At 70.2% G+C, this 25747-nt stretch carries 20 protein-coding genes and 1 pseudogene; 3 read left to right on the forward strand and 18 right to left on the reverse strand.

All coding sequences use genetic code 11. The features are described from left to right. From QR77_RS46610 to QR77_RS13075, 8 genes and pseudogenes are all read right to left on the reverse strand, one after another. Nucleotides 1-810: pseudogene (locus QR77_RS46610) on the reverse strand ((2Fe-2S)-binding protein); the annotation flags it as partial. Continuing rightward, on the reverse strand, nt 807-1703 hold the full coding sequence (locus QR77_RS13045) for an FAD binding domain-containing protein (protein WP_040021827.1): 897 nt from the start codon (nt 1701-1703) through the stop codon (nt 807-809). The gene QR77_RS13045 and the pseudogene QR77_RS46610, both read right to left, overlap by 4 nt. Nucleotides 1704-1978: 275 nt before the next feature. After that, on the reverse strand, nt 1979-3655 hold the full coding sequence (locus tag QR77_RS13050) for a beta-N-acetylhexosaminidase (protein ID WP_040021828.1): 1677 nt from the start codon (nt 3653-3655) through the stop codon (nt 1979-1981). An 11-nt stretch (nt 3656-3666) separates the two neighbouring features. Next, nucleotides 3667-4506, reverse strand: coding sequence for a carbohydrate ABC transporter permease (locus QR77_RS13055; protein WP_040021830.1), 840 nt, complete (start codon nt 4504-4506; stop codon nt 3667-3669). Next, nucleotides 4503-5450: a sugar ABC transporter permease gene (locus QR77_RS13060; RefSeq protein ID WP_040021832.1), complete on the reverse strand. Its 948-nt coding sequence runs from the start codon at nt 5448-5450 to the stop codon at nt 4503-4505. The genes QR77_RS13055 and QR77_RS13060 overlap by 4 nt, the downstream gene beginning before the upstream one ends. Nucleotides 5451-5455: 5 nt before the next feature. Beyond that, nucleotides 5456-6760, reverse strand: a complete 1305-nt coding sequence (locus QR77_RS13065) for an extracellular solute-binding protein (RefSeq protein ID WP_040021834.1) — start codon at nt 6758-6760, stop codon at nt 5456-5458. Between the two features lie 251 nt (nt 6761-7011). Continuing rightward, the gene (locus QR77_RS13070; protein ID WP_040021836.1) at nt 7012-7314 is read right to left on the reverse strand and encodes a DUF3039 domain-containing protein; all 303 of its coding nucleotides are present in this window, start codon (nt 7312-7314) and stop codon (nt 7012-7014) included. A gap of 199 nt (nt 7315-7513) precedes the next feature. Next, nucleotides 7514-8074 carry a YqgE/AlgH family protein gene (locus QR77_RS13075; protein ID WP_040021838.1) on the reverse strand — a complete coding sequence of 187 codons (561 nt, stop codon included), beginning with the start codon at nt 8072-8074 and terminating at the stop codon, nt 7514-7516. A gap of 262 nt (nt 8075-8336) precedes the next feature. Here QR77_RS13075 and murA point away from each other — a divergent pair, with 262 nt between their 5' ends. After that, nucleotides 8337-9677 carry a UDP-N-acetylglucosamine 1-carboxyvinyltransferase gene (gene murA / locus QR77_RS13080; protein WP_040021840.1) on the forward strand — a complete coding sequence of 447 codons (1341 nt, stop codon included), beginning with the start codon at nt 8337-8339 and terminating at the stop codon, nt 9675-9677. 195 nt (nt 9678-9872) lie between these two features. On the opposite strand, the gene QR77_RS13085 is transcribed toward murA, so the two are convergent. From QR77_RS13085 to QR77_RS13115, 7 genes are all read right to left on the reverse strand, one after another. Next, complete coding sequence (locus QR77_RS13085; RefSeq protein ID WP_003954777.1) at nt 9873-10154, reverse strand: HU family DNA-binding protein; 282 nt, start codon at nt 10152-10154, stop codon at nt 9873-9875. A 347-nt stretch (nt 10155-10501) separates the two neighbouring features. Then, nucleotides 10502-11935: an NAD-dependent malic enzyme gene (locus QR77_RS13090; protein WP_040021843.1), complete on the reverse strand. Its 1434-nt coding sequence runs from the start codon at nt 11933-11935 to the stop codon at nt 10502-10504. A 426-nt stretch (nt 11936-12361) separates the two neighbouring features. Beyond that, nucleotides 12362-14890 (reverse strand): UvrD-helicase domain-containing protein, encoded by a 2529-nt coding sequence (locus QR77_RS13095; RefSeq protein ID WP_236710629.1) that lies wholly within the window; start codon nt 14888-14890, stop codon nt 12362-12364. Nucleotides 14891-14952: 62 nt separating this feature from the next. Beyond that, the gene (locus QR77_RS13100; RefSeq protein WP_078876640.1) at nt 14953-15912 is read right to left on the reverse strand and encodes a zf-HC2 domain-containing protein; all 960 of its coding nucleotides are present in this window, start codon (nt 15910-15912) and stop codon (nt 14953-14955) included. Beyond that, nucleotides 15909-16496 (reverse strand): sigma-70 family RNA polymerase sigma factor, encoded by a 588-nt coding sequence (locus QR77_RS13105; RefSeq protein WP_040021845.1) that lies wholly within the window; start codon nt 16494-16496, stop codon nt 15909-15911. Before QR77_RS13105 ends, QR77_RS13100 begins: the two co-directional genes overlap by 4 nt. Nucleotides 16497-16663: 167 nt before the next feature. Then, nucleotides 16664-17209: a GNAT family protein gene (locus QR77_RS13110; protein ID WP_040021847.1), complete on the reverse strand. Its 546-nt coding sequence runs from the start codon at nt 17207-17209 to the stop codon at nt 16664-16666. 82 nt (nt 17210-17291) lie between these two features. Continuing rightward, nucleotides 17292-18431, reverse strand: coding sequence for a uroporphyrinogen-III synthase (locus QR77_RS13115; protein WP_040021849.1), 1140 nt, complete (start codon nt 18429-18431; stop codon nt 17292-17294). A 231-nt stretch (nt 18432-18662) separates the two neighbouring features. Here QR77_RS13115 and QR77_RS13120 point away from each other — a divergent pair, with 231 nt between their 5' ends. Beyond that, nucleotides 18663-19235, forward strand: a complete 573-nt coding sequence (locus QR77_RS13120) for a hypothetical protein (RefSeq protein ID WP_078876641.1) — start codon at nt 18663-18665, stop codon at nt 19233-19235. Between the two features lie 30 nt (nt 19236-19265). Here the strand turns inward: QR77_RS13120 and QR77_RS13125 are convergent, their stop codons facing one another. Next, nucleotides 19266-20876 (reverse strand): alkaline phosphatase D family protein, encoded by a 1611-nt coding sequence (locus QR77_RS13125; protein WP_052488713.1) that lies wholly within the window; start codon nt 20874-20876, stop codon nt 19266-19268. Nucleotides 20877-21303: 427 nt separating this feature from the next. On the opposite strand from QR77_RS13125, the gene QR77_RS13130 reads away from it, so the two are divergent. Continuing rightward, nucleotides 21304-22032, forward strand: a complete 729-nt coding sequence (locus QR77_RS13130) for an aquaporin (RefSeq protein WP_201778804.1) — start codon at nt 21304-21306, stop codon at nt 22030-22032. A gap of 80 nt (nt 22033-22112) precedes the next feature. Here QR77_RS13130 and QR77_RS13135 read toward each other — a convergent pair whose 3' ends face one another. Then, nucleotides 22113-23300 (reverse strand): acyltransferase, encoded by a 1188-nt coding sequence (locus tag QR77_RS13135; RefSeq protein ID WP_040027830.1) that lies wholly within the window; start codon nt 23298-23300, stop codon nt 22113-22115. Between the two features lie 107 nt (nt 23301-23407). After that, complete coding sequence (locus QR77_RS13140) at nt 23408-25534, reverse strand: polysaccharide deacetylase family protein (RefSeq protein ID WP_040021850.1); 2127 nt, start codon at nt 25532-25534, stop codon at nt 23408-23410. Nucleotides 25535-25747 lie beyond the last annotated feature (213 nt).

The raw sequence follows: 25747 nt of genomic DNA on the forward strand, positions 1-25747 counted from the left end.
GGGCGGCGGCTCGGCCGCCACGGGTTCGGGTTCGGGCTCCGGCACGGTCGCCCAGGGCGCGGGCGCGCCGCCCGGCAGCGTCGCCGGGGGTGTGCCGCCGCTCCACGGGGAGGCCAGCAGCGCGCTGCTGTACTCGCCGGACTCCTCGGGGAGGTTCCCGGGAGCGACCGGGATCGCCCACTGTCCGGTCAGTTCGGCGGACGCCTCGCCGGGCCGGCCGGTGTCGGCTCCCGCTCCCGCTCCGCCGTTGGCGTCCGGAAAGTGACCGTGGCCCTGGCCGCCCAATGTCTGGCCACCGAGGGACTGACCGCCCAGGGACTGGCCGCCGAGAGTCTGACCGCCCTGAGTCTGGCCGTGCTCCTGGCCGAACCCCTGCCCCTGTCCCTGACTCTGGCCCTGATCAGGCCCGTAGTTCCACGGCTCGGCCACATACGCGTCGTAGTACGCCTGCCCCTGCCCCTGGCTGTGGTCCTGTCCGCCCGGCCCCCGGTCCCCCGGCTCCGGCCACCGCACGCCGCCCTGGTCGTCGGCGACGGGCTGGTGCTGCTGCTGGTGCGGGATCGCGCCCCAACTGCTGACCTGCGGGTCGGAGGCGGGCGTCAGCGGCACGATCTGCGGCGGTACGTAGCCGTGTCCCGGCGCCGCGAGCGGCGCGTCCATCACGTCCTCGGGCGGGAGTTGCACGAAGGCGGTCGCCTCGGCGTCGTACTCCCCGCCGTGCGGGACCGGCTGCCAGCGGCCCTGCTCGTCGCCGGGACCCTGGCCGTGCCCCTGACCCTGCCCTGGACCGGAATTCTCGTTGGTGGTCACGACAGCGCCCTCCCCAGTGCCCGACGGGCCAGCGCGGCGACGGTGCGCCGCAGATGCAGTACGGCGGGCGCCAGGACCGGCACCTCTCCCCCGTCGGCCGTCGGCGCGGGGTCCGGGATGCAGGCGGCGGCCACGTACTCGCCGAAGGCGGCCAGCGCCTCCTGGGTGAGTCCGCGCGCCCCGTCCCAGTCGATCAGTGAAGCGATCCAGCGCTCCGCCTCCAGCGGGCGCAGCGGCATCGGCGCGATCGCGCCGACCGCGCAGCGCACGCCTCGGCGCGCCGGGTCGAGCACGACGGCGACGGACGCGGTGGCGCGGCCCGGTCCGGTCCGCCCGGTGGCCTTGAGGAAGACCTGGGGGGCGTGCAGCAGTGGTACGCGTACGAAACCGATGAGTTCGGCGGGCGCGAGCATCTCGCGGCCGGCGAGCAGGTGCGTGACGGGGATCTCGCGGCGCGCGCCGTCCGGGCCCGCCACCACCAGATCGGCTTCGAGGGCGGCGAGTACGGGCAGCGCGTCGCCGGTCGGGGCCGCCGTGGCGATGTTGCCGCCGAGCGTTCCCGCGTTTCGGATCTGGGGCGGGCCCGCCGCGCGCGCGGACGCGGCGAGCGCGGGGATGAGGGCCGCGAAGTCGGGCCTGCCCATCCGGGCATGTGTGAGACCGGCCCCGAGGAGGGCATGACCGTCCTGGTAGTGCCAGCCGCGCAACTCGCTGATCCGGCCGAGGCCGACGAGCCCGGCCGGGCGCAACAGGCCTCTGTTGACGGCAGCCATCAGGTCTGTTCCGCCGGCGACGGGCACGGCGGCCGGCATGGAGGTGAGTGCGGCCACGGCCTCGTTCAGCGAGGTCGGCAGCGTCACGGAATGCGCCGTCTGCGGTGCGTGCGTGCTCAACCTGGCTGCCCCTTTCCGGTGTCCCGGCGCTCCCGCCTGTGAGCCGTACCGTACGTGCTCACAGCCCGGACGTGGCAACTCTGGCACAACTTCGGGGTCGGCCGACGCGTGGGTCCACGAAGGACGGATCCGTACCCGCTCAGGGGAAAGATCCGTTTTCGCATGACTTCACCGTCAGATGCGGAATGCCACTCTTCGGAGGGCGTTGGGCGACTTATCCTCACGCCCCAACAGTCCCAGGGACGGGGTCCCCGGGCTGTCGGCTCTCGTCGCGGTCACACGTTTGGGGGTGGCCCGTCGATCGGACGTCCGAGTCGCGCGGGGTCGCCGTTGGGCACCGGACGGCGCTGCCAGGCCAACGGGCCGCCGGGCGGCCGGTATTCGACGCCCAGGGCGTCCAGCCGCCGGTAGTGCTCCGTCATCCGCTGTTCGAAATCGGCGAAATCCCGCTCCCCGGGGGCCGGCAGGGAGGACCATGCGACCTCGGCGAAGGCGGCCAGCCTCGGGAAGACCTGGTAGTCGACGCGGGAACGGTCCTGCATCACCTCCGTCCAGGTGTTGGCCTGCGTACCGAGCACATGGGCGGCCTCCTCGGCGCTCAGCTCCGGCGGTACGGGTTCGAAGCGGTAGACGTCCTCCAGGGTCCTGACGTACCCGATGGGCATCGGCTCGTCGTCGCCGTCCGCCTGCCGGTGGTCCAGGTACACCTGCTGTTCGGGGCACATGACGACGTCGTGGCCCGCCTTGGCCGCCGCGATCCCGCCGCCGTAGCCGCGCCACGAGGAGACGGTCGCGCCGGGGGCGAGGCCGCCTTCGAGGATCTCGTCCCAGCCGATGAGGCGCCGGCCCCTCGCGGTGAGCCAGCGGTCGAAGTGCCGGATGAACCAGGACTGGAGTTCGTCCTCGTCGGCCAGGCCCAGTTCGGCGATGCGGGCCTGGGCGAGCGGCGATTCACGCCACTGGTCCTTGGGGCACTCGTCGCCGCCGACATGGATGAACGGCGAGGTGGCGGCGGGGAAGAGTTCGAGGAGTTCCTCGAAGACGCCTTCGTAGAAGCGCAGGGTGTTCTCGGTGGGGGCGAGCAAATTCGGGTTGATGCCCCAGGTGTCCCACACTTTGAGCGCGGCCGTGTCGACGACATCGCTGTTGCCGAGTTCCGGGTACGCGGCGATGGCCGCCTGCGAATGGCCCGGGATGTCGATTTCGGGGACGACGGTGATATGCCGTTCGGCGGCGTAGGCGACGATCTCGCGGATGTCGTCCTGGGTGTAGTAACCGCCGTGCGGTTTCTCGTCCCACAGCTCCGAGGTGCGGAATCCCCATTTCGTACGGTCGCGCCAGGCGCCGATCTCCGTCAGCTTGGGGAAGCGCTTGATCTCGACGCGCCAGCCCTGGTCGTCGGTGAGGTGGAAGTGGAAGACGTTGAGTTTGTGCGCGGCGAGCAGATCCAGATAGCGCAGCACCCCGTCCTTGGGCATGAAGTGGCGTGCCACGTCGAGCATCAGGCCGCGCCAGCCGAAGCGCGGCGCGTCCTCGACGATGACGGTCGGTACGGTCCACTCGCGGCCGGGGGCCACGGGCGCCGCGCGGTACGCGTCGGGCCCGAGGAGCTGACGGAGGGTCTGCGCGCCCCAGAAGACGCCTGCGGCGCTGCCGCCGTCGATACGGATCGTGCGGCCGTCGGCGGTGAGCCGGTAGGCCTCGGGGCCGAGTTCGCTCTCCAGGGCGGGGTTGATCTCCAGCAGGACGCGGTTCTCGTCGTCGCCGGAGCCGATGGCGCCCGCCGCGTCACCGAGCGGCAGCCCGGTCGCGGCGCCGACGGCCGTACGCAGCCAGCGGGCGACGCCCTCAGTGCCGGGGCCCGCGTCGATCAGCGTCTCGCCGTCGAGGTGGTGGACGCCCGTCTCGTGTTTCACCGGCCAGGTCCGGCGTGGGTCGGGGATCAGATCCATGACGTCAGTCCTTAATCCTTGACGGCGCCGCCGAGTCCGGAGACCAGGCGTCGCTGTACGAGTACGAAGAAGACCAGGACCGGGACGGTCATCACGGTGGAAGCCGCCATGATCCCTCCCCAGTCGTTGTCGTCGGGTTTGAAGAAGACCAGCAGTGCCATGGGAAGCGTCGACTGGGAGGTGTCGCTGATGATGAACGACTTCGCGAAGAGGAAGTCGTTCCAGGTCGAGATGAACGAGAAGACACTCGTCGCGACAAGTCCCGGGAAGACCAGCGGGAAGAGGATCTGCCAGAGGAACCGAGTACGGCTCGCGCCGTCGATGTAGGCGGCTTCTTCGAGCGCGTCCGGCACCGCTTTGACGAATCCGCGCAGCATCCAGATCGCGAAGGGCAGCGAGAAAGCGAGGTGCGGCAGGATCAGCGAACCGAGGGTGTTGAGCAGTCCGAAGTCCCTCATCTGGAAGAACAGCGGAATCGTCAGCGCCTCGACAGGCACCATCTGCGCGACGAGGAAAAGGATGAGCAGCGTCGTACGGAACCGGAAACGGAATCGCGTCACCGCTGTCGCGGCGAGAAACGCGATGAGCGCGGAGATGACCACGACCGTGCAGGCGACGACCAGGCTGTTGAGGAAGTACCGCCCGAATTGCTGCTGTTCGAAGACCCGGCGGAACGAGTCGAGCGACGGCGAGAAAGTCCAGGGGCGGGGTTTCGTCGACTGGATCTCATTCGCCGGTTTGAATGCGGAAAGCACCATCCAGTAGAGCGGGAAGGCCACGATCACCGCGATGACGAGGGCGGATGCCTCGGCTGCGAGCCGCCAGGGCCGGCGGATGCGGAGCACGTTCACAGTTCTTCCCCCTGCCGTCGCAGCAGCCGCAGATAGCCGAGAGAGACGGCGAGCAGAATGACCAGCATGACGACGCCGATCGCGGAGCCCAGGCTGTACTGGGAGGAGGCGAACGCCTTCTGATAGGCGTACACATTGAGTACGAGATTCTGTCCGGCGATTCCGCCCCCGTTCGTCATCACGTAGATCTGGGTGAAGACCTTGAAGTCCCAGATGATCGACTGGATCGTGACGACGAGCAGGATCGGCCGGAGCATCGGCGCTGTGACCGACCGCCAGATCTTCCACTGCGAGGCGCCGTCGAGCGCCGCCGCCTCCAGGACCTCGCCCGGGATCGCCCTGATGCCCGCGTAGACCGTCACCATGACGAACGGGAACGAGCACCAGACCACTTCGAGCAGGACGAGCGTGAAGGCGCTGAAGCGGCCGTACGTCCAGGAGTAGTCGCCGAGCCCGAACACCCGGTTGACGGGGCCGTAGTCGGGGTCGAAAAGAAACACCCAGACGGTGGACCCGGTGATCGCCGGAGTCGCCCAGGCGCCGAGCGCGGCGGCCATCAGCGCGAGGCGCGGGAGCGCCCGTACGCGGGTCAGCAGGACGGCGAGGGCGCAGCCCACGGCGAGCGTGGTGACGACGCAGGCGGTCGCGAAGAGCACGGTCGCCAGCAGCACCTGCCAGAACTGGCTGTCGCCGAACAGCGTGGCGTAGTTGCCGAAGCCCTGGAAGGTGGTCGGCTGTCCGCCGCTGACCTGCGCCTGGGTGTACTCCAGGAACGAGATCAGGCCGAGTTGGTAGATCGGGTAGACCAGCAGCGCCGCGAGGACGACCAGGGCGGGCGCGAGGTAGAGCCAGGGCGTCCAGCCGCCCTGCCCGGCCCGCCGGGGCCCCCGGGCGGTGGTCCGGGCGGGCCGGGCCGGCGCCTTGGCGGTGAGGAGGTTCGTCATGGTGCTCAGCCCGCGGACGTGAAGGCGGCGTCCATCTTCTTGGCGGCCTCGTCCGAGGCCGCGCCGACGTCCTTACGGCCGCTGATGATCTCCTGGTACATCGTCGGCAGCACGAGCGAGGCGTCGATCTGCGCCCAGCCGGGTGAAGCGGGGACGAACTTGGCTCCGGCGCCGAGGGTCTTCACGAAGGGCGTGATGAACGGCTGCTTCTTCGCCGAGTCGGCCAGCACGTCGGTGTACGTGGGCAGGAAGCCCATCGCGTCGAACAGCTTGCCCTGGGTTTCCTTGCCGGTGTACGCCTTCATCAGGTCGACGGCGAGGGTGCGGTGCGCGCTGCTCTTGAGTACGCCGATGTTGTTGCCGCCGGCGAAGGCGGGCGCGATGGAGCCGGCCTTGAGGCCCGGCAGCGGCACGACCGCGTACTTCCCCTTGACCGAACCGGCCTCCACGGCCTGGTGGTTGAAGTCACCGCCGATGGCCATGGCCGCCTTGCCGCCGGCGAAGGCGGTGACGGTGGCGTTGCCGCCCATGGAGGCGCACTTGGCGGCCGGACAGTTGTCGTCGCCGAAGAGGGAGGTGTACGCCTCGATGCCCTTGCGGGCGGCGGGCGTGTTGACGGCGGCCTTGAACGGGGCGTCGTCCCCCGCGGTGAGTTCACCGCCGTTGGCCCAGAGGAACGGCAGCGCGCCGTACGTGTAGGCGCCGCCGACCGCGAGGCCGTACAGGTCCGGCTTGGCCTTGTGGATCTTCTTGGCGGTGGATATCAGCTCCGCCTGGGACTTGGGGGCGGCGAGGCCCAGGTCCTTCAGGACGTCCGTGCGGTAGTAGAGGGCCCGGACGCCGACGAAGAGCGGGGCTCCGTAGATCTTGCCGCCGACCGTGACGGACTGCTTGGCTGTCGGATTGGTGTCCTTGGCCTCGTCCCAGGCGTTGAACTCGGCGGTGACGTCGGCGAGTCCGCCGTCCTTGACGTACCCGGCGGTGTCGGTGTTGCCGTACTCGATCAGGTCCGGAGCGCTCTTCGGGTCGTTGAACGCGGCCTTGATGCGCTCGGCCCTGGTCTCCACCGGGATGTACTCGATCTCGACCTTGGTGCCCTTGTGCGCCGCGCGGAACGTGGCGGTCGCCGCGTCGATGACCTGCTGCTTGGGCTTGTTGTTGACCTCCTGGAAGAGCCACACGCGCAGCGTGCCGCTCTTCTCGTCCTTCACCGCGCCGGTGTCGGAGGTCTGGGGGGCGCAGGCGGTGGCGGTGAGCGCGGCGAGCACAAGTGCCGCGGCCGGGGCGGCTATTCGGGCAGACAGCTTCATTCCGGATCCCTACGGGTCTGCGTTGCAGCATGCGCAACGGACGTTTCGTGCTGCACAACTCGCAGGAGATTAAGGCTGCCTGGAACATGACAGCAAGTGGTCTGAACCAATCTGTGACCAGAGGAAGCACCCTGTGCAACGCGAACGACCCCCGGGGCGCGCGACTACGAGCGCGCGCCCCGGGGGCCGTTCCGCCGGCCGGGAGAGCCGGCAGGCCTGGTGGTACCGGCCGGACCCGCGGCCGGCCGGTGCTACTTCTTGCTGTTGCTGTCCTTGCCGCCCTTGCCCTTGTCCTTGTCCCCGCCGGGGCCCATGGACTCGTAGATCTCCTTGCACATCGGGCAGACCGGGTACTTCTTGGGGTCACGCCCCGGTACCCAGACCTTGCCGCACAGTGCCACCACGGGAGTGCCCTCGAGGGCACTCGCCATGATCTTGTCCTTCTGTACGTAGTGGGCGAAGCGCTCGTGGTCGCCGTCGCCGTGCGACACCTGTGGTGTCGGCTCCACGAGGGTGCCCGTCCCTGCCCCGCGCTCGGGCTCAAGAGTGCTCATAACAGCCAAGGGTACCCACGCCCGGACGGGAGTGGCGGCCCCGGGCCCCTGCACTCCGCAGCCGTTCGCTCACGCATCGCGCGGAAATCGGGCGGAGATCGCGCATAAATCGCACACGAAGAGGCACCCGTATGCGTCGGTCCGCTGCGCCGGAGGAGTGGCGCCGCCGGTCGGCCGGCGGTCAGCGGTCAGTCGGCCGTCAGTTGAGCGAGGGATCATCCGGGTAGGTCGCCACCATCGCGAGCTGACCCCGCTGCCTGCGCAGCACCGCGCGCCACAGCCCCTCGGGACGCGGCGACGACACGTCGCCGGGCTCGGACTCGACCACGTACCACGCGCCGTCGTCCAGCTCCTTCTTGAGCTGCCCCGGCCCCCAGCCCGCGTACCCGGCGAAGATGCGCAGCGAGCCGAAGGCCTTGGCGACCAGCTCCGGCGGGGTCTCCAGATCGACGAGGCCGATCGCGCCGTGCACCCGCCGCCAGCCGAGCGGCCCCTCGTCCCCAGGGATGACGGCGAGGCCGAGCGCCGAGTCGAGGGAGACGGGGCCGCCCTGGAAGACGACGTCGGGGTTGCCGGCGAGCCCGGCCCACGGCTCCAGGATGTCGCCGACCCCCACCGGGGTGGGGCGGTTGAGCACCACGCCGAGCGTGCCCTGCGCGTCGTGGTCGAGCAGCAGAACGACAGCGCGGTCGAAATTCGGGTCCGCCAGGGCAGGTGTGGCGACGAGCAACCGCCCTGTGAGCGAGGACACCTCGGTCATGGGAGCCATCGTCCCCCATTTTCGTCTTCCACGGGGGCCGCGCGGGAGAGTGTGTGTGGATGCAGCTCAGGGCGCATCGCGGCAACAGGAGCGCACGGGCCTGGCGAAAACTGATGGTTACTTTCCGTCGAACGGCGCCAACAGAACGTATTATGCCCAATTCATTACGCGTCCGATGCCGTCGCAGCCTTACTTACAGGGCCCTTGCGCCCCTTACCCTTTTGTTTGGCCACCCGCCCGCCCACTCCGGAACGCGAGATTCATGACCGTCAAAGACGATGTAATGCTTGTCCACGGTGGAACCCCGCTGGAGGGCGAGATCCGCGTCCGCGGCGCGAAGAACCTGGTGCCCAAGGCCATGGTCGCCGCGCTTCTCGGGAGTGGTCCCAGCCGGCTGCGCAATGTGCCGGACATCCGCGACGTGCGGGTCGTACGGGGACTGCTCCAGCTCCACGGGGTGACCGTCCTCCCCGGCGACGAACCGGGCGAGCTGATCCTCGACCCGACGCACGTCGAGAGCGCCAATGTGGCCGACATCGACGCCCACGCGGGCTCCTCGCGCATCCCGATCCTGTTCTGCGGCCCGCTGCTGCACCGGCTCGGCCACGCGTTCATCCCGGGCCTCGGCGGCTGTGACATCGGCGGCCGGCCGATCGACTTCCACTTCGACGTGCTGCGCAGGTTCGGCGCTACCATCGAGAAGCGGGCCGACGGCCAGTACCTGGAGGCCCCGCAGCGGCTGCGCGGCACGAAGATCACGCTGCCGTACCCGTCGGTGGGCTCGACGGAGCAGGTGCTGCTGACGGCCGTGCTGGCCGAGGGCGTCACCGAGCTGTCGAACGCGGCGGTGGAGCCGGAGATCGAGGACCTCATCTGCGTACTGCAGAAGATGGGCGCGATCATCTCCATGGACACCGACCGGACCATCCGGATCACCGGTGTCGACCAGCTCGACGGCTATACGCACAGAGCCATTCCCGACCGCCTCGAAGCCGCCTCCTGGGCGTCCGCGGCGCTGGCGACCGAGGGGGACATCTACGTACGCGGCGCGCAGCAGCGGTCGATGATGACCTTCCTCAACACCTACCGCAAGGTCGGCGGCGCCTTCCAGATCGACGACCAGGGCATCCGCTTCTGGCACCCGGGCGGCTCGCTGAACGCGATCGCGCTGGAGACCGACGTACACCCCGGTTTCCAGACCGACTGGCAGCAGCCGCTGGTGGTGGCGCTGACGCAGGCCTCGGGGCTGTCCATCGTCCACGAGACGGTGTACGAGTCGCGGCTCGGATTCACCTCCGCACTCAACCAGATGGGTGCACACATCCAGCTCTACCGGGAGTGCCTGGGCGGCTCGGACTGCCGGTTCGGGCAGCGGAACTTCCTGCACTCGGCGGTCGTATCGGGCCCCACGAAGCTCCAGGGCGCCGATCTGGTCATCCCCGACCTGCGCGGCGGCTTCTCGTACCTGATCGCCGCGCTGGCGGCGCAGGGCACCTCTCGTGTGCACGGCATCGACCTGATCAACCGGGGCTACGAGAACTTCATGGAGAAGCTGATCGAGCTGGGCGCGAAGGTCGAGCTGCCGAACGGCGCGCTCGTCTGACCGGCACCACGCGCCCCTGACGCACCCCTGAGCACGCCGCACCACGCGGGCACCGAACGGCCCCCCTCCGGTGGGAGGGGGGCCGTCAGTCCGTTGTGCGGCCTTCGTGACGGCTTCGTACGGCCGTCTGCGGGCCTCGGACACAGGGGCGGCCACCCGGTCCGGGTGGCCGCCCCTGCGCTGTGCCTGTGGGTGTTACTTGCCCTTGGCGGCTTCCTTGAGCTTGGAGCCCGCGGAGACCTTCACGCTGTAGCCGGCCGGGATCTGGATCGGGTCGCCGGTCTGGGGGTTACGAGCGGTACGAGCGGCACGGTGCGTGCGCTCGAAGGTCAGGAAGCCGGGGATGGTGACCTTCTCGTCGCCCTTGGCGACGATCTCGCCGACGGTCTCGGCGAGAGCGGCCAGCACGGCGTCGGCGTCCTTGCGAGTCACCTCGGCGCGGTCGGCCAGGGCGGCCACCAGCTCACTGCGGTTCATGTTGTTACTCCCGTGTTCTTCTTGCCTGTAAGGCGTGAGATCGAAGCCGATGCTGCCAGGGCCCTCGGACAGTCCCCGGACCCGGGTCTGCTGACAGACCCTCGCGCCCGAATACGCATCCTGCCCCCACCAGCGGCGGGAAAGCCAATCCGGCACCCTCCGGAGTCACACGAAAAGCGCCACTGCCTCGTCGTCGTGACGTTCCGTGGACCCTGTGGAGACTCCTTGGAGCCTGGGAGCCCTGAACCCCCTGGAGGCCCTGAAAAACCTCGCTCTAGCAGCGGGGGCTCATGGTCCGCCACCCTAGATGGGGCCTCGCGGCGCCGCGAATCGCGACGCGCCGGAGGTCATGCGGACGTGGGGGCCGTCACAGTGACACCGGCGGCCTTGGCCGCGTCCCGTACGGCCCCGGCGACCGCTCCGGCGACCTTGTCGTTGAAGACCGAGGGCACGATGTAGTTCGGGTTCAGCTCGTCCCTGGTGACGACGTCGGCGAGGGCCTCGGCCGCCGCCAGCATCATCTCCGTGTTGACCGTGCGGGACTGGGCGTCCAGCAGGCCCCTGAAGACGCCGGGGAAGACCAGCACGTTGTTGATCTGGTTCGGGAAGTCCGAGCGCCCTGTGGCGACCACGGCGGCCGTCTCGCGGGCGATGGCGGGGTCGACCTCGGGGTCCGGGTTCGCCAGCGCGAAGACGATCGCCTTGTCGGCCATGGCGGCGACGTCGTCGCCGTCCAGCACGTTCGGGGCCGAGACGCCGATGAAGACGTCCGCGCCGACCACGGCCTCCTTGAGGGTGCCCGTGACGCCCTCGGGGTTGGTGTTGTCGGCGATCCAGCGCAGCGGGGACTCCGGGGCGGCCTCCACGAGGTCCTCGCGGCCCGCGTGCACGACGCCGTGGATGTCGGCGACGACCGCATACTTCACGCCGGAGGCGATCAGCAGCTTCAGGATGGCCGTACCGGCGGCTCCGGCGCCCGACATGACGACGCGGACGTCGCCGACCTCCTTGCCGACCACGCGCAGGGCGTTGGTGAGCGCGGCCAGCACGACGATCGCGGTGCCGTGCTGGTCGTCGTGGAAGACCGGGATGTCCAGGGCCTCGCGCAGCCGGGCCTCGATCTCGAAGCAGCGGGGCGCCGAGATGTCTTCCAGGTTGATGCCGGCGAAGCCGGGGGCGATCGCCTTGACGATCTCCACGATGGCGTCGGTGTCCTGGGTGTCCAGGCAGAGCGGCCAGGCGTCGATGCCGGCGAAGCGCTTGAAGAGGGCCGCCTTGCCCTCCATGACGGGCAGCGCGGCCTTGGGGCCGATGTTGCCGAGGCCCAGCACGGCCGAGCCGTCGGTGACGACGGCGACCGAGTTGCGCTTGATGGTCAGCCGGCGGGCGTCCTCGGGGTTCTTGGCGATCGCCATGCAGACCCGGGCCACCCCCGGCGTGTAGATCATCGAGAGATCGTCACGGTTGCGGATGGGGTGTTTCGACTGCATCTCGATCTTGCCGCCGAGGTGCATCAGGAACGTACGGTCCGACACCTTGTCGATGTCGACGCCCACGATGGCGCGCAACTGGCCGACGATCTGATCCGCGTGCGCGGTGGATGTCGCGGCGATGGTGACGTCGATCCGGAGCTTCTCGTGGCCGGAAGCCGTTACGTCCAGGCCGATCACGGAGCCGCCGGAGGACTCCACAGCCGTGGTCAGTTGGGACACCGCGGTGCCACTCGCCGGCACCTCCAGCCTGACCGTCATCGAGTACGAGACGCTTGGCGCCGTTGCCATGACCGGTTCCTCTGCTTTCCCTGAGCCTCATTGCCGCACCCTTGGGCCTGCTGGCCCAGTGATGCTTTCCGATGGTCGCACCTACCAGCGGGTAGCAGGTAAAGGCCCCCGCTTAGGGAAAGCATCGGAAAGTGTTTTCCACCATGCGAGAGGAGCGTAACAGCGGCGGAACCAACGAAAACAGGCCCCCACCAACTGCTGGTGACGGCCTGCCGACGTGAAGTTGACGAGAAGTCGACGCGAAACTCGACAGACTCGACGGAAAAAACAAAGAAAAGGCGGCACCGACCCGCCATGCTCGCCTCGCGGCAAGAGGTCGCTCTAGGCGACGAAGGTTGGGCCCGGGGGCTTGGATCGGGTCGGTGCCGCCTCCAGGCTAACAAACCACTCCGGAAAGTGATTCCTCCACCGCGTGTTGACTTGTGGTCAATCCCTCAGGAGGTCCGGCACCCCTTCGGAGTCGGGCTCGTCGCGGGCCCCCGAGACCACCGTGAGCTGCTGGGTCGCGCGGGTCAGCGCCACGTACAGCACCCGCAATCCGGCCGGGGACTCGTCGGCGATCTCGGCGGGAGAGACGACCACCGTCGCGTCGTACTCCAGGCCCTTCGCCTCCAGGCTGCCCAGCGCGACCACCCGGTCGCCGAGTCCGGCGAGCCAGCGGGCCGCCTGCTCACGCCTGTTCATCGCGACGACGACGCCGATCGTGCCGTCCACCCGGTCGAGCAGCCGCGCGGCCTCGGACCGTACGGCGGCGCCGAGATCGCCGTCCCGCACGACGCTGAAGCGGGGGCGTACGCCGGTGGAACGCACTGCCGAGGGCGACTCCATCCCGGGCATGGCGATCGCCAGCACCTTCGCCGCGAGGTCCGCGATCTCCGCCGGGTTGCGGTAGTTGACGGTCAGGGTGAAGCGGCGGCGCGGGCGGTTGCCGAGCGCCTCGTCGCGCGCCTCCGCGGCCTCGTCCGGGTCCGTCCAGGACGACTGCGCGGCGTCGCCGACCACCGTCCAGGTGGCCTGCCTGCCCCGCCTGCCGACCATCCGCCACTGCATGGGGGTGAGGTCCTGCGCCTCGTCGACGATGACGTGCGCGTACTCCGTACGCTCCGCCGCAAGGCGTTCGGCGCGCTCGCGCTGCGACTCCTCGCGCTGCGGCATCAGTTCGTCGAGTCCGGTGAGCTGGTCGAGCGGGTCCAGGTCGCGCCGCCGCTTGGGGCGCGGCGGTGAGCCGAGCAGGTTCTCCAGCTCGTCCAGGAGCGCCACGTCGTGCACGGAGAGCGGTCCCTTGCCCTCGGGGCCGAGCCGGGCCAGCGAGCGCGCCAGGCGGCGGATCTCGCCCTGGTTGAGGATGCGGCGCGCCCAGCGGCCGAGGCGCCGCTCGTCGCCCATGGCAGCGAGCACCCCGCGCGGGGTCAGCTCGGGCCACCAGGCGTCCAGGAACTCGATGAAGCTGTCCTCGGACGTGACGTCCTCGTCGAAGCCGCCGCGCAGCTCGGCGGCCAGTTCCGCGTCGCCCCTCGACACGTACTCCCCGGCTCGCGCCGCTGAGCCGGACCGCGCCCACAGCGCGTCCAGGAGCAGCCTGCGGGCGCGCGGGCGCAGCAGGTTGACGGGGGCGGTGCCGCTGAGCACGGACTGCCTGATGCGGTTCAGCTCGTCGGCCTCCAGCTCCAGTCGGCGGCCGAAAGCGACGACCCGGAGGCGGTCGGCGGGCGAGGGCGCGGGCGCGGTGGCGCGGGCGCCGTCCCCGGTACCCGCCGTGTGGTCCCCGCCGAGGTCAGCGCCGTTCTCACCGCCGAACGAGAGCTGCCCCGTCCTGACCGCCTGGGCGCCGCCACGGCGCCTGCCCCGCCTCCCTGAGCCACCGGGGCCACCGGAGCCCGCCGAAGCCTCCAGAGCGCCCCTGGAGGCATTGCGCAGCACTTTCAGCATCCGGGCCGAGCCCTTGACCCGGGAGACGGCCGGCTCGTCGTACGCGGTGGCCTCCGCGCCGTCCACCAGCGAGCCGACCGCGCGGATCGCGACCTGGCCCTCCTCGCCCAGCGAGGGCAGCACGCCCTCGGTGTACGCGACGAGCAGCGGCGTCGGCGAGACGACCAGGATGCCGCCCGCGTAGCGGCGCCGGTCCTGGTAGAGCAGGTAGGCGGCGCGGTGCAGCGCGACGGCGGTCTTGCCGGTGCCGGGACCGCCGGCCACCTCGGTGACGGAGGCCGCGGGCGCCCTGATGACCATGTCCTGCTCGGCCTGGATGGACGAGACGATGTCCCGCATGGTGTGGCTGCGGGCCTGCCCGAGCGCCGCCATCAGCGCGCCGTCGCCGAGGACCGCCAGCGGGACGCCGTCGAGCGTCGCCGTCACCTCGGGGCGCATCAGGTCGTCCTCGACCCCGAGGACCCTGCGGCCCTTGGAGCGGATGACCCGGCGCCGTACGACCCTGCCGGGGTCGACGGGCGTCGCCCGGTAGAACGGCGCTGCCGCCGGCGCGCGCCAGTCGATGACCAGCGGCGAGTAGGTGGAGTCCAGGACGCCGATCCGGCCGATGTGGAGCGTCTCGGCGATGTCGGCCGTGTTGTCGGGGCGTACGGCGTCGTCGTCCGGCTCGACGGAGGTGAAGGCGCCGTCGGCGCCCTTCTTGCCGTCCTTGCCGGGAAGCAGGTCGATACGGCCGAAGAGGAAATCCTCGAACTCGTTGTTGAGCCGGTTGAGGTGGATGCCGGCCCTGAAGACCTGGGCGTCCCGCTCGGCGAGCGCGCCCGGCGTGCCGACCTGCCCCCGTTTGGCGGCGTCGTTCATCAGGAACTCCGCCTCGTGGATCTTCTCCTCGAGGCGGCGGTACACCTGGTCCAGATGGAGCTGTTCGACGCCGATCTCACGGGCGCGTACGGAGTCGTTCTCCGTCCCGCGCCCGGGATCGAGGGCGGGTCCAGCGGATTGAACAGCGGCATCCTGCGCGGCCACCGGGGCCCCCTTCGTGACGTGCATCGGGCAGCCGTCAACCGTACGCGAAGGGGGCGGGTATGTCAGGCGTCGACTTTCACCAGTGGCTTGCCGTCGAACGTACGGACCTCGAAGTGATCGATGTCCGACGGCGCGAGGGCCGCGCCGCCGTGGACGTACAGCGGCTTCCTCGCCACGTCGTGCGGGCTGTCGGTGATGCCGTACCCCCAGGCCGGCACCGCCCACGAGCTCAGTACCTGCTCGTCACCCGTCTTGGAGACGGCGACCAGCTCGCACTTGAGCGGACCCTTGACGTTGCTCAGCTCCAGGACCGCGTTCGTACCCCAGCCCTTGGACTCGACACCCACGGTCGCACTGACCTTCGTGACCGCGTCCGTCGCGCTGAACTTCTGCTTCATGTGGTCCAGGTACGCGTCGTCCGTCGGCACGCTGATCGCCTGGTTGCTCGCCGGACTGTCGTCGGACGTGGCGACGACCGCGACCGTCGGACCTCCGATGATCAGGGCGGCGGCAGCGGCGACCAGATAGATGCCACGGCGCTTGCGCTTGGCGCGCTTGACCGCGACCTCGTCGACCAGCCGGTCGAGAAGCCCCGGGCTCGGCTGTACGGACACCGCCGGGGGCGGTGCCGGGGAGGGTCCTTCGGGCGGCGGCGCGGCGCTCAGACGGCGCGGGGCGGGCACCACCGGTGGCGCCGACGGGGTGGACGAGGCGGGTGGTGCGAAGAGGTCGGCGCCGTCCGCCAGCATCGCGAGCATCGGCTCCATTCCGGAGAACTCCTCCAGGTGGATCGCACAGATGTCGCATTCGGCGAGGTGCTCCTCGAACGCCGTGGCTTCGGCCTCGTCGAGAATGCCGAGGACGTACGCGCCCGCGGCGTCGTGCACCGTGCCCTCGCCGCCGGAATCGCTGGGTCCGCCCGGTCCGCCGGGCCTGCCGGGTCCGCTCGGACCACCGGGGCCGCTGGAGCCGCCGGGGCCGCCCGGACCACCGGAACTGCCGTACTGCTCGTGCGTACTCATGCAGAGACCCCCCTCTCCTCCAGCGCGAGCTTCATGGAACGCAGTGCGTAGAAAACCCGTGACCGCACTGTCCCGCTGGGTATGCCGAGCGTCTCCGCCGCTTCGTTGACCGTACGTCCCTTGAAGTACGTCTCGACGAGTACTTCCCGGTGGGCAGGGGTCAAATCCTCGAGCGCATCAGAGAGCGTCATCAGCCACAACGCCTTGTCGATCTCGTCCTCCGCGGGCATGACCTCCAGCGGTGACGGATCGACCTCCTGCGGCCGGGCCTGCCGGCTGCGGTGGCCGTCGATGACGATACGTCGGGCTACCGTCACCAGCCAGGGTCGTACAGAGCCGGTGGCCCGGTTGAGCTGGCCGGCGTTCTTCCAGGCGCGGATGAGCGTTTCCTGTACGACGTCCTCGGCCCGCTGTCGGTCACCGGACACAAGACGTAGTACGTAGGCGAGCAACGGTCCGGCGTGTTCCCGGTAGAGGGCACGCATCAGCTCTTCGTCGGGGACGGAGAGGTCGGTGCGCGGATCCTCACTCGGGTGTCCTGCCCGTTGCGAACGGTCATCGGCCACGGCGGCATCCTCGCGCACCTGAACCTCCCCGGTCGAGACCTGTATGGCTGCTTCTCCTTCTTCACTACGGAAGCTCGCCAATATCCACTCAATGAGCCGGGAAAAAAGTTTGGAATCAACCTGAGGTACCGGATCAGTCCGCCTGGATCAGCGCACCCGACCAGCTTGCCAGGTCAGGACGGCGGTCACGCCGCCGGGTCGGGCGGGCCGTCGTGCAGGATCCGCTGGAACAGGTGGTGGTCGCGCCAGGTGCCGTCGATGTGGAGGTAGCGGGGGGCCGTCCCGATCCGCTCGAAGCCGCTTCTGGTCAGGACGCGCTGCGACGCCGCGTTGACGAGCACGGTCGCGGCCTCGACGCGGTGCAGCCCCAGATCGTCGCGGGCGGCGGCGCAGACCTCGCCGACCGAGCGGGTGGCGAGGCCGCGTCCGGTGTACTCGCTGTCGACCCAGTAGCCGAGGCTCGCGCTGCGGAACGGGCCGAGCGCGATGCCGGAGAGGGTGAAGGCCCCGACGACACGCCCGCCGTCGGTGAGGTGCCAGACGCGGGCGGCGGGGTTGGCGAGGCGCTCGGCCTGCGCCTGAGGTGTGTAGAAGTCGTCGGGGCGGCGGGGTTCCCAGGGACGCATGTGGTCGCGGTTGCGTATCAGGGCCTCGGCGAGGGGCTCGGCGTCGTCCGGTCGCGCGGGCCGCAGGCGCGGGGAGGAGCGGTACGGGGAGGAGTGGTCAGCCATCCGGGTACGGTAACCGCGCGCCCCGGCCGGTCCGGCGCGATCCGGCGTCGATCCGCTGCCGATCCCCGGCCGTGTACGCCGGTCAGCCGTCCCCGTACGGGGAGTCGGCCGCCGGGTCGAGCGCCAGCCGGTAGCCGCGCTTGACGACGGTCTGGATCAGCTCGGGCGTGCCCAGCGCGGTCCGCAGCCGGGCCATCGCCGTCTCCACCGCGTGCTCGTCGCGCCCGGCGCCCGGCAGCGCCCGCAGCAGTTCGGCCCGCGCCACCACCCACCCCGGCCGCCTGGCCAGCGCCCGCAGCAGTGTCATTCCCGCCGGTGGTACGGGCCTCAGCTCGCCGTCGACCAGCACGGCGTGCCCGCGTATCTCCACCCGGCGGCCGGCGAGCGGCAGCGTCCCGGCGCGCGCCGGCAGCTCGGCGCAGATGGCCTGGACGAGCGGGCCGAGCCGGAAGCGCTCCGGCTGGACGGTGTCGATGCCGCGCGCCTGGAGGGGCCCCGCCGTCACGGGTCCCACGCAGGCCGCCAGTACGTCGTGCCGGAGGGCGTCGACCAGCTCGGCCAACTGGCCCCGGTGCTCGGCGCGGGAGAGCAGCGAGGCGGCGGCCGGGGCGCTGGTGAAGCTCACGGCGTCGAGGGAGCGCGCCACGGTCGCCTCGATCAGGCGGTCGACCGGTGCGAAGTCCTCGGGCGGCATCCAGCGGTAGACGGGGACGACCACGACGTCGGCGCCGCCCTGTTCGAGCGCCCCGACGAAGTCGGGCAGCGGCTCGCCGTGCAGTTGCAGCGCGATCCTGCGCTGCTCGACGCCCTCGCCGAGCAGCCGGTCGAGGACCTCGGCCATCGACTCGGACGCCGGTGACCAGGCCTCGGTGAGCCCGGCGGCGCGGATGGCGCCCTTCACCTTGGGCCCGCGCGCCAGCAGTTCGACGCCGCGCAGGCAGGTGAGGAGTGCCTCACCGTGGCCCCAGCCTCCGGCGGCCTCGATCCAGCCCCGGAAGCCGATGGCGGTGGTCGCGATGACCACGTCGGGCGGGGTGGCGATCAGTTCCCTGGTGGCGGCGAGCAGTTCGGCGTCGTCGGCGAGCGGCATGGTCCGCAGGGCGGGCGCGTGCAGGACGACTCCGCCCCGGCGCTCGATGAGTGCGCCCAGTTCGTCGGCGCGCCGGGCGGCGGTGACGCCGACGGTGAAGCCCGCGAGGGGTCCGGGTGGTTGGTCGTGCATGGCTGTCCCGTCCCGACTCTGTTGTCCGCTGCTTCGTACGTGCCGTACGCCGCCGTGTAGCGCGGGGATCGATCGAGCGACGGCCCCCGCCGCTCCCTTCCGAAGGTATACCGCCCAGGTCAGGGCATGGCAGGCGCCGCTCAACGGCGGTGGCACATCAGCACGATGAAGCGGGGTAACCGGAGCACGACGGGGAGCGACGGACGCACCCCCGGGCCGGAGGGCAGGGCGATGACCGCGGAAACGGGGAGCACGGCGGGGACGGCCGGGAGCGGTGACACGGCCGGGTCGGGCGGAGGGACGCGGGAGCGCAAGCGCGACCGCTGGTGGGTGGTGGCCACCGTGGCGCTGGTGTTGTGGGTCGGGGTCCGGCTGGCCGTCAACGGCCTGTCCTCCTGGCCGGGAGCGCTGGTCGGAGGAGTCGTGTACGCGGCGTGGATCACCTGGTGGACGAACCGGCGACGCAGGCACGACGCCCGCACGGCCGGTGTGGAGCCCGCGCGGATGGCTGGGCTGGAGCGGCGCATACGCCACGAGGACATTCCCGAGGACGCCGCCGAGCGACAGGCCATGGCGCAGTTGGTACGGCGCCGCAAGCTGAAGCTCACGCGTGGCCGGCTGTGGGCCTTCCCCCTCCTCGGCGTGATCGGCGTCGGATCGGCGGTGCTGTGGTTCGTGGCCGGTGAGAACACCAAGGGGGCTCTCACCGCGGCCGGCGCCGTGGTCTTCATCGGCTGGCTGGTGTGGCTGAACCGGCGCACGCTCCAGCGGTTCAACCGGCTGGAGCGGCGCCTCGGCGCTTAGGAACTGTCCGGGCTCAGGGGCTGTCCCGGCTCAGGCCGGGTGCAGTCCCGGCCGGCCCGACTCCGTGACGAAGGAGGCGCGGGTGGTGACGGGAGCGCCTGGTGTGGTGACGTACGGGAGGACCCGGAAGTCGGCGCGGCAGGTGTCCGGGGTGAGTTCGCACCGGACGTATCCGCGCTGGTAGTTGGTGAACTTGATGTGCGTGTTCGCGGCGAGGAGGTTGGCCCCCGAGGGGTCGAGGTCCATGCCGTCCATCTTGGTGGAGATGGAGGTGCCGACGAACTCGACGCCGATCGTGGGCGAGTCGGGGTCGTCGAAGTCCTGTTTGAGGTCGGCGGCGAGGTGGCGGTGCATGTCGCCGGTCACGACGACGGGATTGCTCACGTTCCTGGCGATGATCTGGTCGAACAGCTTCTTGCGTGAACTCACGTAGCCGTCCCAGAAGTCCATCACGAAGGACTGTCCCGGGCCGGGGTCGGTGTCGACCTGGTTCATGGCGATCTGCTGGGGGATGACGTTCCAGGTCGCGTCGGAGCGGCCGAGGCTGTTGTAGAGCCACTGCTCCTGTTCGGCCCCGAGCATCGTGCGGTCCGGGTCGAGCCGTTCGGCGCAGCCGCTCTTGGTGCCGTCCCCGCAGGGCTGGTCGTCGCGGAAGAGGCGGGTGTCGAGGATGTGGAAGGTGGCCACCTCGCCGTAGCGCAGGCTGCGGTAGAGCCGGGCGTCGAAGCCCCGGGGCTTCTGGGGCAGCCGCAGCGGCAGGTGCTCGTAGTACGCCTGGAAGGACGAGGCGGCGCGCTTGCGGAAGACCGCGGGGTCCTGGTCGGGCTCGTTGTCGACGACGGAGATGTCGCCCGCCCAGTTGTCCTCGACCTCGTGGTCGTCCCACACGACGGCGAACGGGTGCGCCTGGTGGGCGGCGATGAGGTCGTCGTCGTAGTGGTGGAGGGCGTAACGGTTGCGGTACTGGGTGAGGTTCATCGGCTCGGGCCGCAACTCGGCGGCCACCGGGGTGTTCCGTACGCCGCCCATCGCGTCGATGGGGTTCTCGTAGATGTAGTCGCCGACATGCAGGACGAGGTCGACGTCCTCCTCGGACAGGTGCCGGTAGGCGGTGTAGAAGCCCTCGAACCACGCCTGGCAGGAGACGAAGGCGAATTTCAGGTCCTTGGGGCGGCTGCGCGGCGAGGGCGCTGTGCGGGTACGTCCGGTGGGGCTGAGCGCGTTGCCCGCGCGGAACCGGTAGAAGTACTCCCGGCCCGGCAGCAGCCCGGACACCTCGACATGGACGGAGTGCGCGAGTTCGGCGACGGCGCGGGTCTTCCCCCGGCGTACGACCTTGCGGAAGCGGTCGTCCGTGGCGATCTCCCAGCGAACGTCGACCGAGTGCGACGGCATGCCGCCGAAGCCGTCGGGGGCGAGCGGGTGCGGTGCGAGGCGGGTCCACAGGACGAAGCCGTCCGGCCATGGGTCACCGGACGCGACTCCGAGCGTGAAGGGGTTGTCGCTGAAGCGCTCGTCGGCCCGTGCCCGGCCCGCCGAGAGGGTGCCGGCGGCCACGGCGAGTGCGACGGTCCCTGACGCGCCCAGCACCGCCCGTCTTCCGATTCCTCCGGCGAGGCCGGCCTCACTGCTGGTTCTCATGACTACTGGTCCGTTCGTCGGGCGTGGATCCCGCCGGTCCCGAGGCGGTTTCCACGCGTTTTTAACGTCAGATCATGTGGGAATCACACAGTGAGTATCACGTAGAACTTGTACGCCACAAGGGCGTGTAGCAGCAGGAGTTACCCGGCGCCAGTGACTTCGGGCAAGAAGCAGGTCAAGGTCAACCCGGTCACCTTCCTCCCCGTTCGACCCACATTTCCGATGCCATGCCACAGAGTTGACGCCGTTTTTCACATGGATCCTGTTTGAAGGCGTCCCGTACGGCGGGAGCCGCCGCTCCCCGACCGGGAGCCGGACACCGGCGAGCGGACGCACGTCCCCGTTTCGTCATTTCTTTATTGAGTGTTCGAGGGAATTCCCCCCGTATAACTGCGCAAAGGAACACCCGCGCCCCAAGGAGATTCCCGTGACCCAAGTACCGGCCACCCAGGCCGAGTTGACCGCATCCGGCGCCGCCAGGCCGGACGGTTCCGCAGCCACCGGCGGCCCCGTTCCGGTGTGGGACCAATTACGCGCGCCCCTCACTGAATTCGTCGGAACGCTCTTCCTGGTCCTGGTGATCACCACGGCGGGCGCCGTGAAAGCGCCGCTGGCCCCGCTGGCGATCGGTGGCGTGCTGGCCGCGATGGTCTTCGCGGGGGGACATATATCGGGAGCCCACTACAACCCGGCGGTGACTGTCGCCGTATGGCTGCGCGGTCGGCTGTCCCCGGTGAGGGCGGCCCAGTACGTCGTGGTCCAACTGCTGGGCGGTCTCGCGGGGGTGGGCCTGGCGTCCGTCGTCACCGGCGGACTGCCGGACGGCGGCAAACCTCTCGCCGCGCCCACGCTCCAGATCCTCGCGGCCGAACTGCTGTTCACCTTCGCCCTTGCCTATGTCGTGCTCAACGTCGCGACCAGCAAGAGCCATCCGGACAACAGCTTCTACGGGCTGGCCATCGGCCTGACGGTCACGGTCGGCGCCGTGGTCGTCGGCCCGATCACGGGCGGAGCCTTCAACCCGGCGGTCGTGCTGGCCGGTGCCCTGTCCCACTCGCTCGCCTGGGGATCGATCGGAACCTATCTCGTCGCCACACTGCTGGGAGGCGCGGCGGCGGCAGGAGTCTTCCGATTCGTCAACCCCACTGATCGCTGAGGACCTTTCGGCAGCGAGGCGCGTAGGGAGGGGCAGCCGCCCGGGCGGCTGCCCCTCCGTACGCCCTGATGTCCCCTCCCCTATGTCCCGCGCCGGCCCGGCGTCCCGCGCCGCCCCGGCGCGCCGTTCGGCCAGAGCCTCGGCCGCCGTTTCGCCGCGATGTCCTCCACCCAGCCCAGCGACACGATCGTCAGGCCGATCAGCGGCCAGACCAGGATCAGCGTCAACGCCGAGTAGGCGGCGCTGATCTCGCTGTCGAAGCCGTCCATCCCCGGCACGTTGTAGAGCAGGTCGATGATCGGGCCCGTCGCCATGATCAGCAGGTTGTGCCAGAGATAGATCGTCACCGCGCGGTTGTTGGCGAGGGTGACCAGCGAGTCGAACTGGGCCAGTTTTCCCGGGAGCTTCCGCCAGGACGGTGCGTACTGGAGGAGGATCGCGACAAAGCCGAGCGACCAGGTCGCCTGCGCGAGCGGAATCTCGTCGAAGTTCCAGCCCTCGGAACCGAGATGGCCCGAGGCCCACCACAGGCCGAACGCCATCACCAGCGCGGCCAGCGAGACCGTGAGGTAGCGCGGAACCTTGCTGAACAGGCCGTCGTTGTGCGCGAAGCCCAGCACCCAGCAGGCCCCGTAGACCGCGAAGTCGGTCAGCGCCAGGCCGGTCTCCCCGGGGATCTCCAGCAGGCCCGTGCCGATGACCGCCGTCAGGGCGACCGGGAAGGCCAGCGTCGCCCAGGGAGCCCTGCGGAACGCCCGGAGCAGCAGCGGCGAAGCGAGCACGAACCACAGATAGGCGCGGATGTACCAGAGCGGTCCTGCCGCCTGGTCGGCCCAGGTCTCGTCCAGGAAATGGCTGAGTGTCCCGCTCGGGTCGGGGTACGGCGGCGCGCCGACCGGGAAGATCCAGTCGGCCAGCTTGACCAGGCCCCAGATGCCTTCGTCCCTGGCCGGCTGCCATCCGGTGAAGAAGATCAGCGGCACGACGAGCAGGCCGAAGACCCACATCGGCGGCAGCAGCCTGCGGAGCCGGCCCCGGACGACGCTCCAGGAGCCGCGCCGCGCCAGCGATCTCGCCATCAGCGAGCCCGCCAGCGCGAACATCACCCCCATGGAGGGGAAGAAGATCGTCAGCCAGGCCCAGCCGAAGATGTGGAAGACCACGACCCGCACGAGCGCGATCGCCCGGAGCAGGTCGAGGTAGCGGTCGCGCCCGGGTCCCCCGGGTACGGCCGGCTGCTCCACCCCGGTGCCGGGCCCCGACTCCACCCCGACGCCCGCCGAACCCGCCCGGTGCCGCGCGCCGTTGACGCCAGGACCGTCGGGGCCGGGAACGCCGGGCCCGGGAGCACTGTCGGCGCCCACAAAGGGAGTACTCACGCGCTCGTCCTCCGATCGGCTGCCGCCCTGCGCGGACCCGGGATCGAGCCCGGCGCCTCCACCGCACCCGTACGGCGCAGCTTCTGCCAGCGCAGCCGCCCGCCGGTGAGCGCGGTGATCCAGGACTGGAGCAGCACCACGTACATGAGCTGCCGGTAGAGGATCTGCTGAAGAGGCAGCGAGATCAGGTGCAGCATGCGCTCGCCGTCGAGCCGGAAGGCGTACGCGGCGCAGACGGCCTGCACCAGCAGGACCCCCAGCCACGCCACGACGGTCCTCTCGGTTGGCCCGAAGACCAGGCCGTACAGCAGGAACACGTCGATCAGCGGCGCCAGCAGCGGGAACAGCACCATGAAGAGCGAGACCAGCGGCAGCCCCACCCGGCCGAAGCGGCCCGAGGGCCCGCTCTCGACGACCGCGCGGCGGTGCTTCCAGATCGCCTGCATCGTGCCGTAGCTCCAGCGGTAGCGCTGCGACCACAACTGCTGGACGGACTCCGGCGCCTCGGTCCAGGCGCGGGCACGCTCGGCGTAGACGACCCGCCAGCCGTCCCGGTGCATGGCCATGGTGATGTCGGTGTCCTCGGCGAGGGTGTCCTCGCTCATCCCGCCGACGCGCTCCAGGGCCGTACGGCGGAAGGCGCCGACCGCCCCCGGGATGGTGGGCATGCAGCCCAGTACGTCGTACATCCGGCGGTCGAGGTTGAAACCCATCACGTACTCGATGTGCTGCCAGGCGCCGATGAGGGTGTCGCGGTTGCCGACCTTCGCGTTGCCGGCGACGGCGCCGACGCGCGGATCGGCGAAGGGCTGGACCAGTTCGCGCACGGTGGACGCCTCGAAGACGGTGTCGCCGTCCATCATCACGATCAGGTCGTGACTGGCGTGCGCGATGCCGTTGTTGAGCGCGGCGGGCTTGCCCGCGTTCTCCTGGCGTACGACGCGGACACCTCCCAGCCACATCCCCTCGACGATGCCGGCGGTGCCGTCGGTCGAGCCGTCGTCGATGACGATGACCTCGATGCGCTGGTCGCTCTCCGTCAAGGAGCGGACCGTATTGGCTATGCACTCCCGCTCGTTGAAGGCGGGCACCAGCACGGTGACCGGCTCGGTGACGGGCCGCTCGCCCCAGCGGAAGCCGCGGCGGCGGACCTTGCGGGCGTGCGCGAAGGACAGCACCAGCATCAGCCCGAAGCGCACGATGACCAGCACACCGATCACCGACAGGCCCACGATCAGGACGTCGGTGACATTGTCGGAGAACGCCACGGCGCCGACGAAGGCCTTGCCCTTCCAGCGGTCCAGGCCGGTGACCGGCGTATGGGCGCTGGGCGCGCCGAGCGCCTCGCTGACGGTGTCGAACTCGTACCCCTTGTCCTGCTCCTTCGGCAGGAAGTGCGCGAGTGCGGCGACGGTCTGCGAGCGGTCGCCTCCGGAGTCGTGCATCAGGACGACGGCGCCGTCGCCGTGTTTCGGGCTGGCGTTCCGGTTGATCGCAGCGACGCCGGGGCGCTTCCAGTCCTCGCTGTCGGTGCTGTCGAGGACCGTGATGTAGCCGAGGCTGCCGACGTACTCGGTGACCGGCCACGACTTGTTGTCCATGGCGTCCGCGAACGACGAGTACGGCGGCCTGAAGAGCGAGGTGCGTATCCCGGCGGCGCCGGCCAGCGCGAGCTGGTTCTGCGACAGCTCCCAGTCGATACGCGCCTTGGACTGGTACGAGAGGTCGGGGTGGTCGAAGGTGTGTACGCCGACCTCATGGCCCTCGTCCACCATCCGTTTGACCAGGCCCGGGTAGCGGGACGTCATCGTGCCGGTGACAAAGAACGTCGCGTGCGCGTGGTGCTCCTTGAGGATGTCGAGAACCTTGGGGGTCCAGACCGGGTCGGGACCGTCGTCGAAGGTGAGGACGATCTTGTGCTTCGGGATGGACCGCGACTTGGGCGGGGTTCCGCCCCGCGCGTCGATGATCGGACCGCCGTCCAGGATCCGTTCGGGCACCTGGTCGGTGGCGGCGGGCGGGCGTACGCGGTGGTCGGCGAGGATCTCGCTGTGCACATAGCCGCGCAGCATCAGCATCGCGACCAGCGCGAGAAGGATGAGTGAGGGCAGCAGGTACCGCATGGGCAGCCTGCGTCCTCCGCCGCGCTCCGCCTTTCGGCTACGGGCGCGGCGACCGGTGACAGCCATGTCTCAGACGCCTTCCGATGCCGGTTGGGAGCCGCCTTCGAGCGCCGAAGGTCCGGTGGCCGGTTCGGTGACCGGATCGGTGGGCGGGCCCGGATCGGTGGGCGGCGGCGTACCGGGATCGACCGGCGGTACCTCGCCGCCGCCGCT

The organism is Streptomyces sp. 150FB, from assembly GCF_000818195.1.
Lineage (GTDB): Bacteria > Actinomycetota > Actinomycetes > Streptomycetales > Streptomycetaceae > Streptomyces.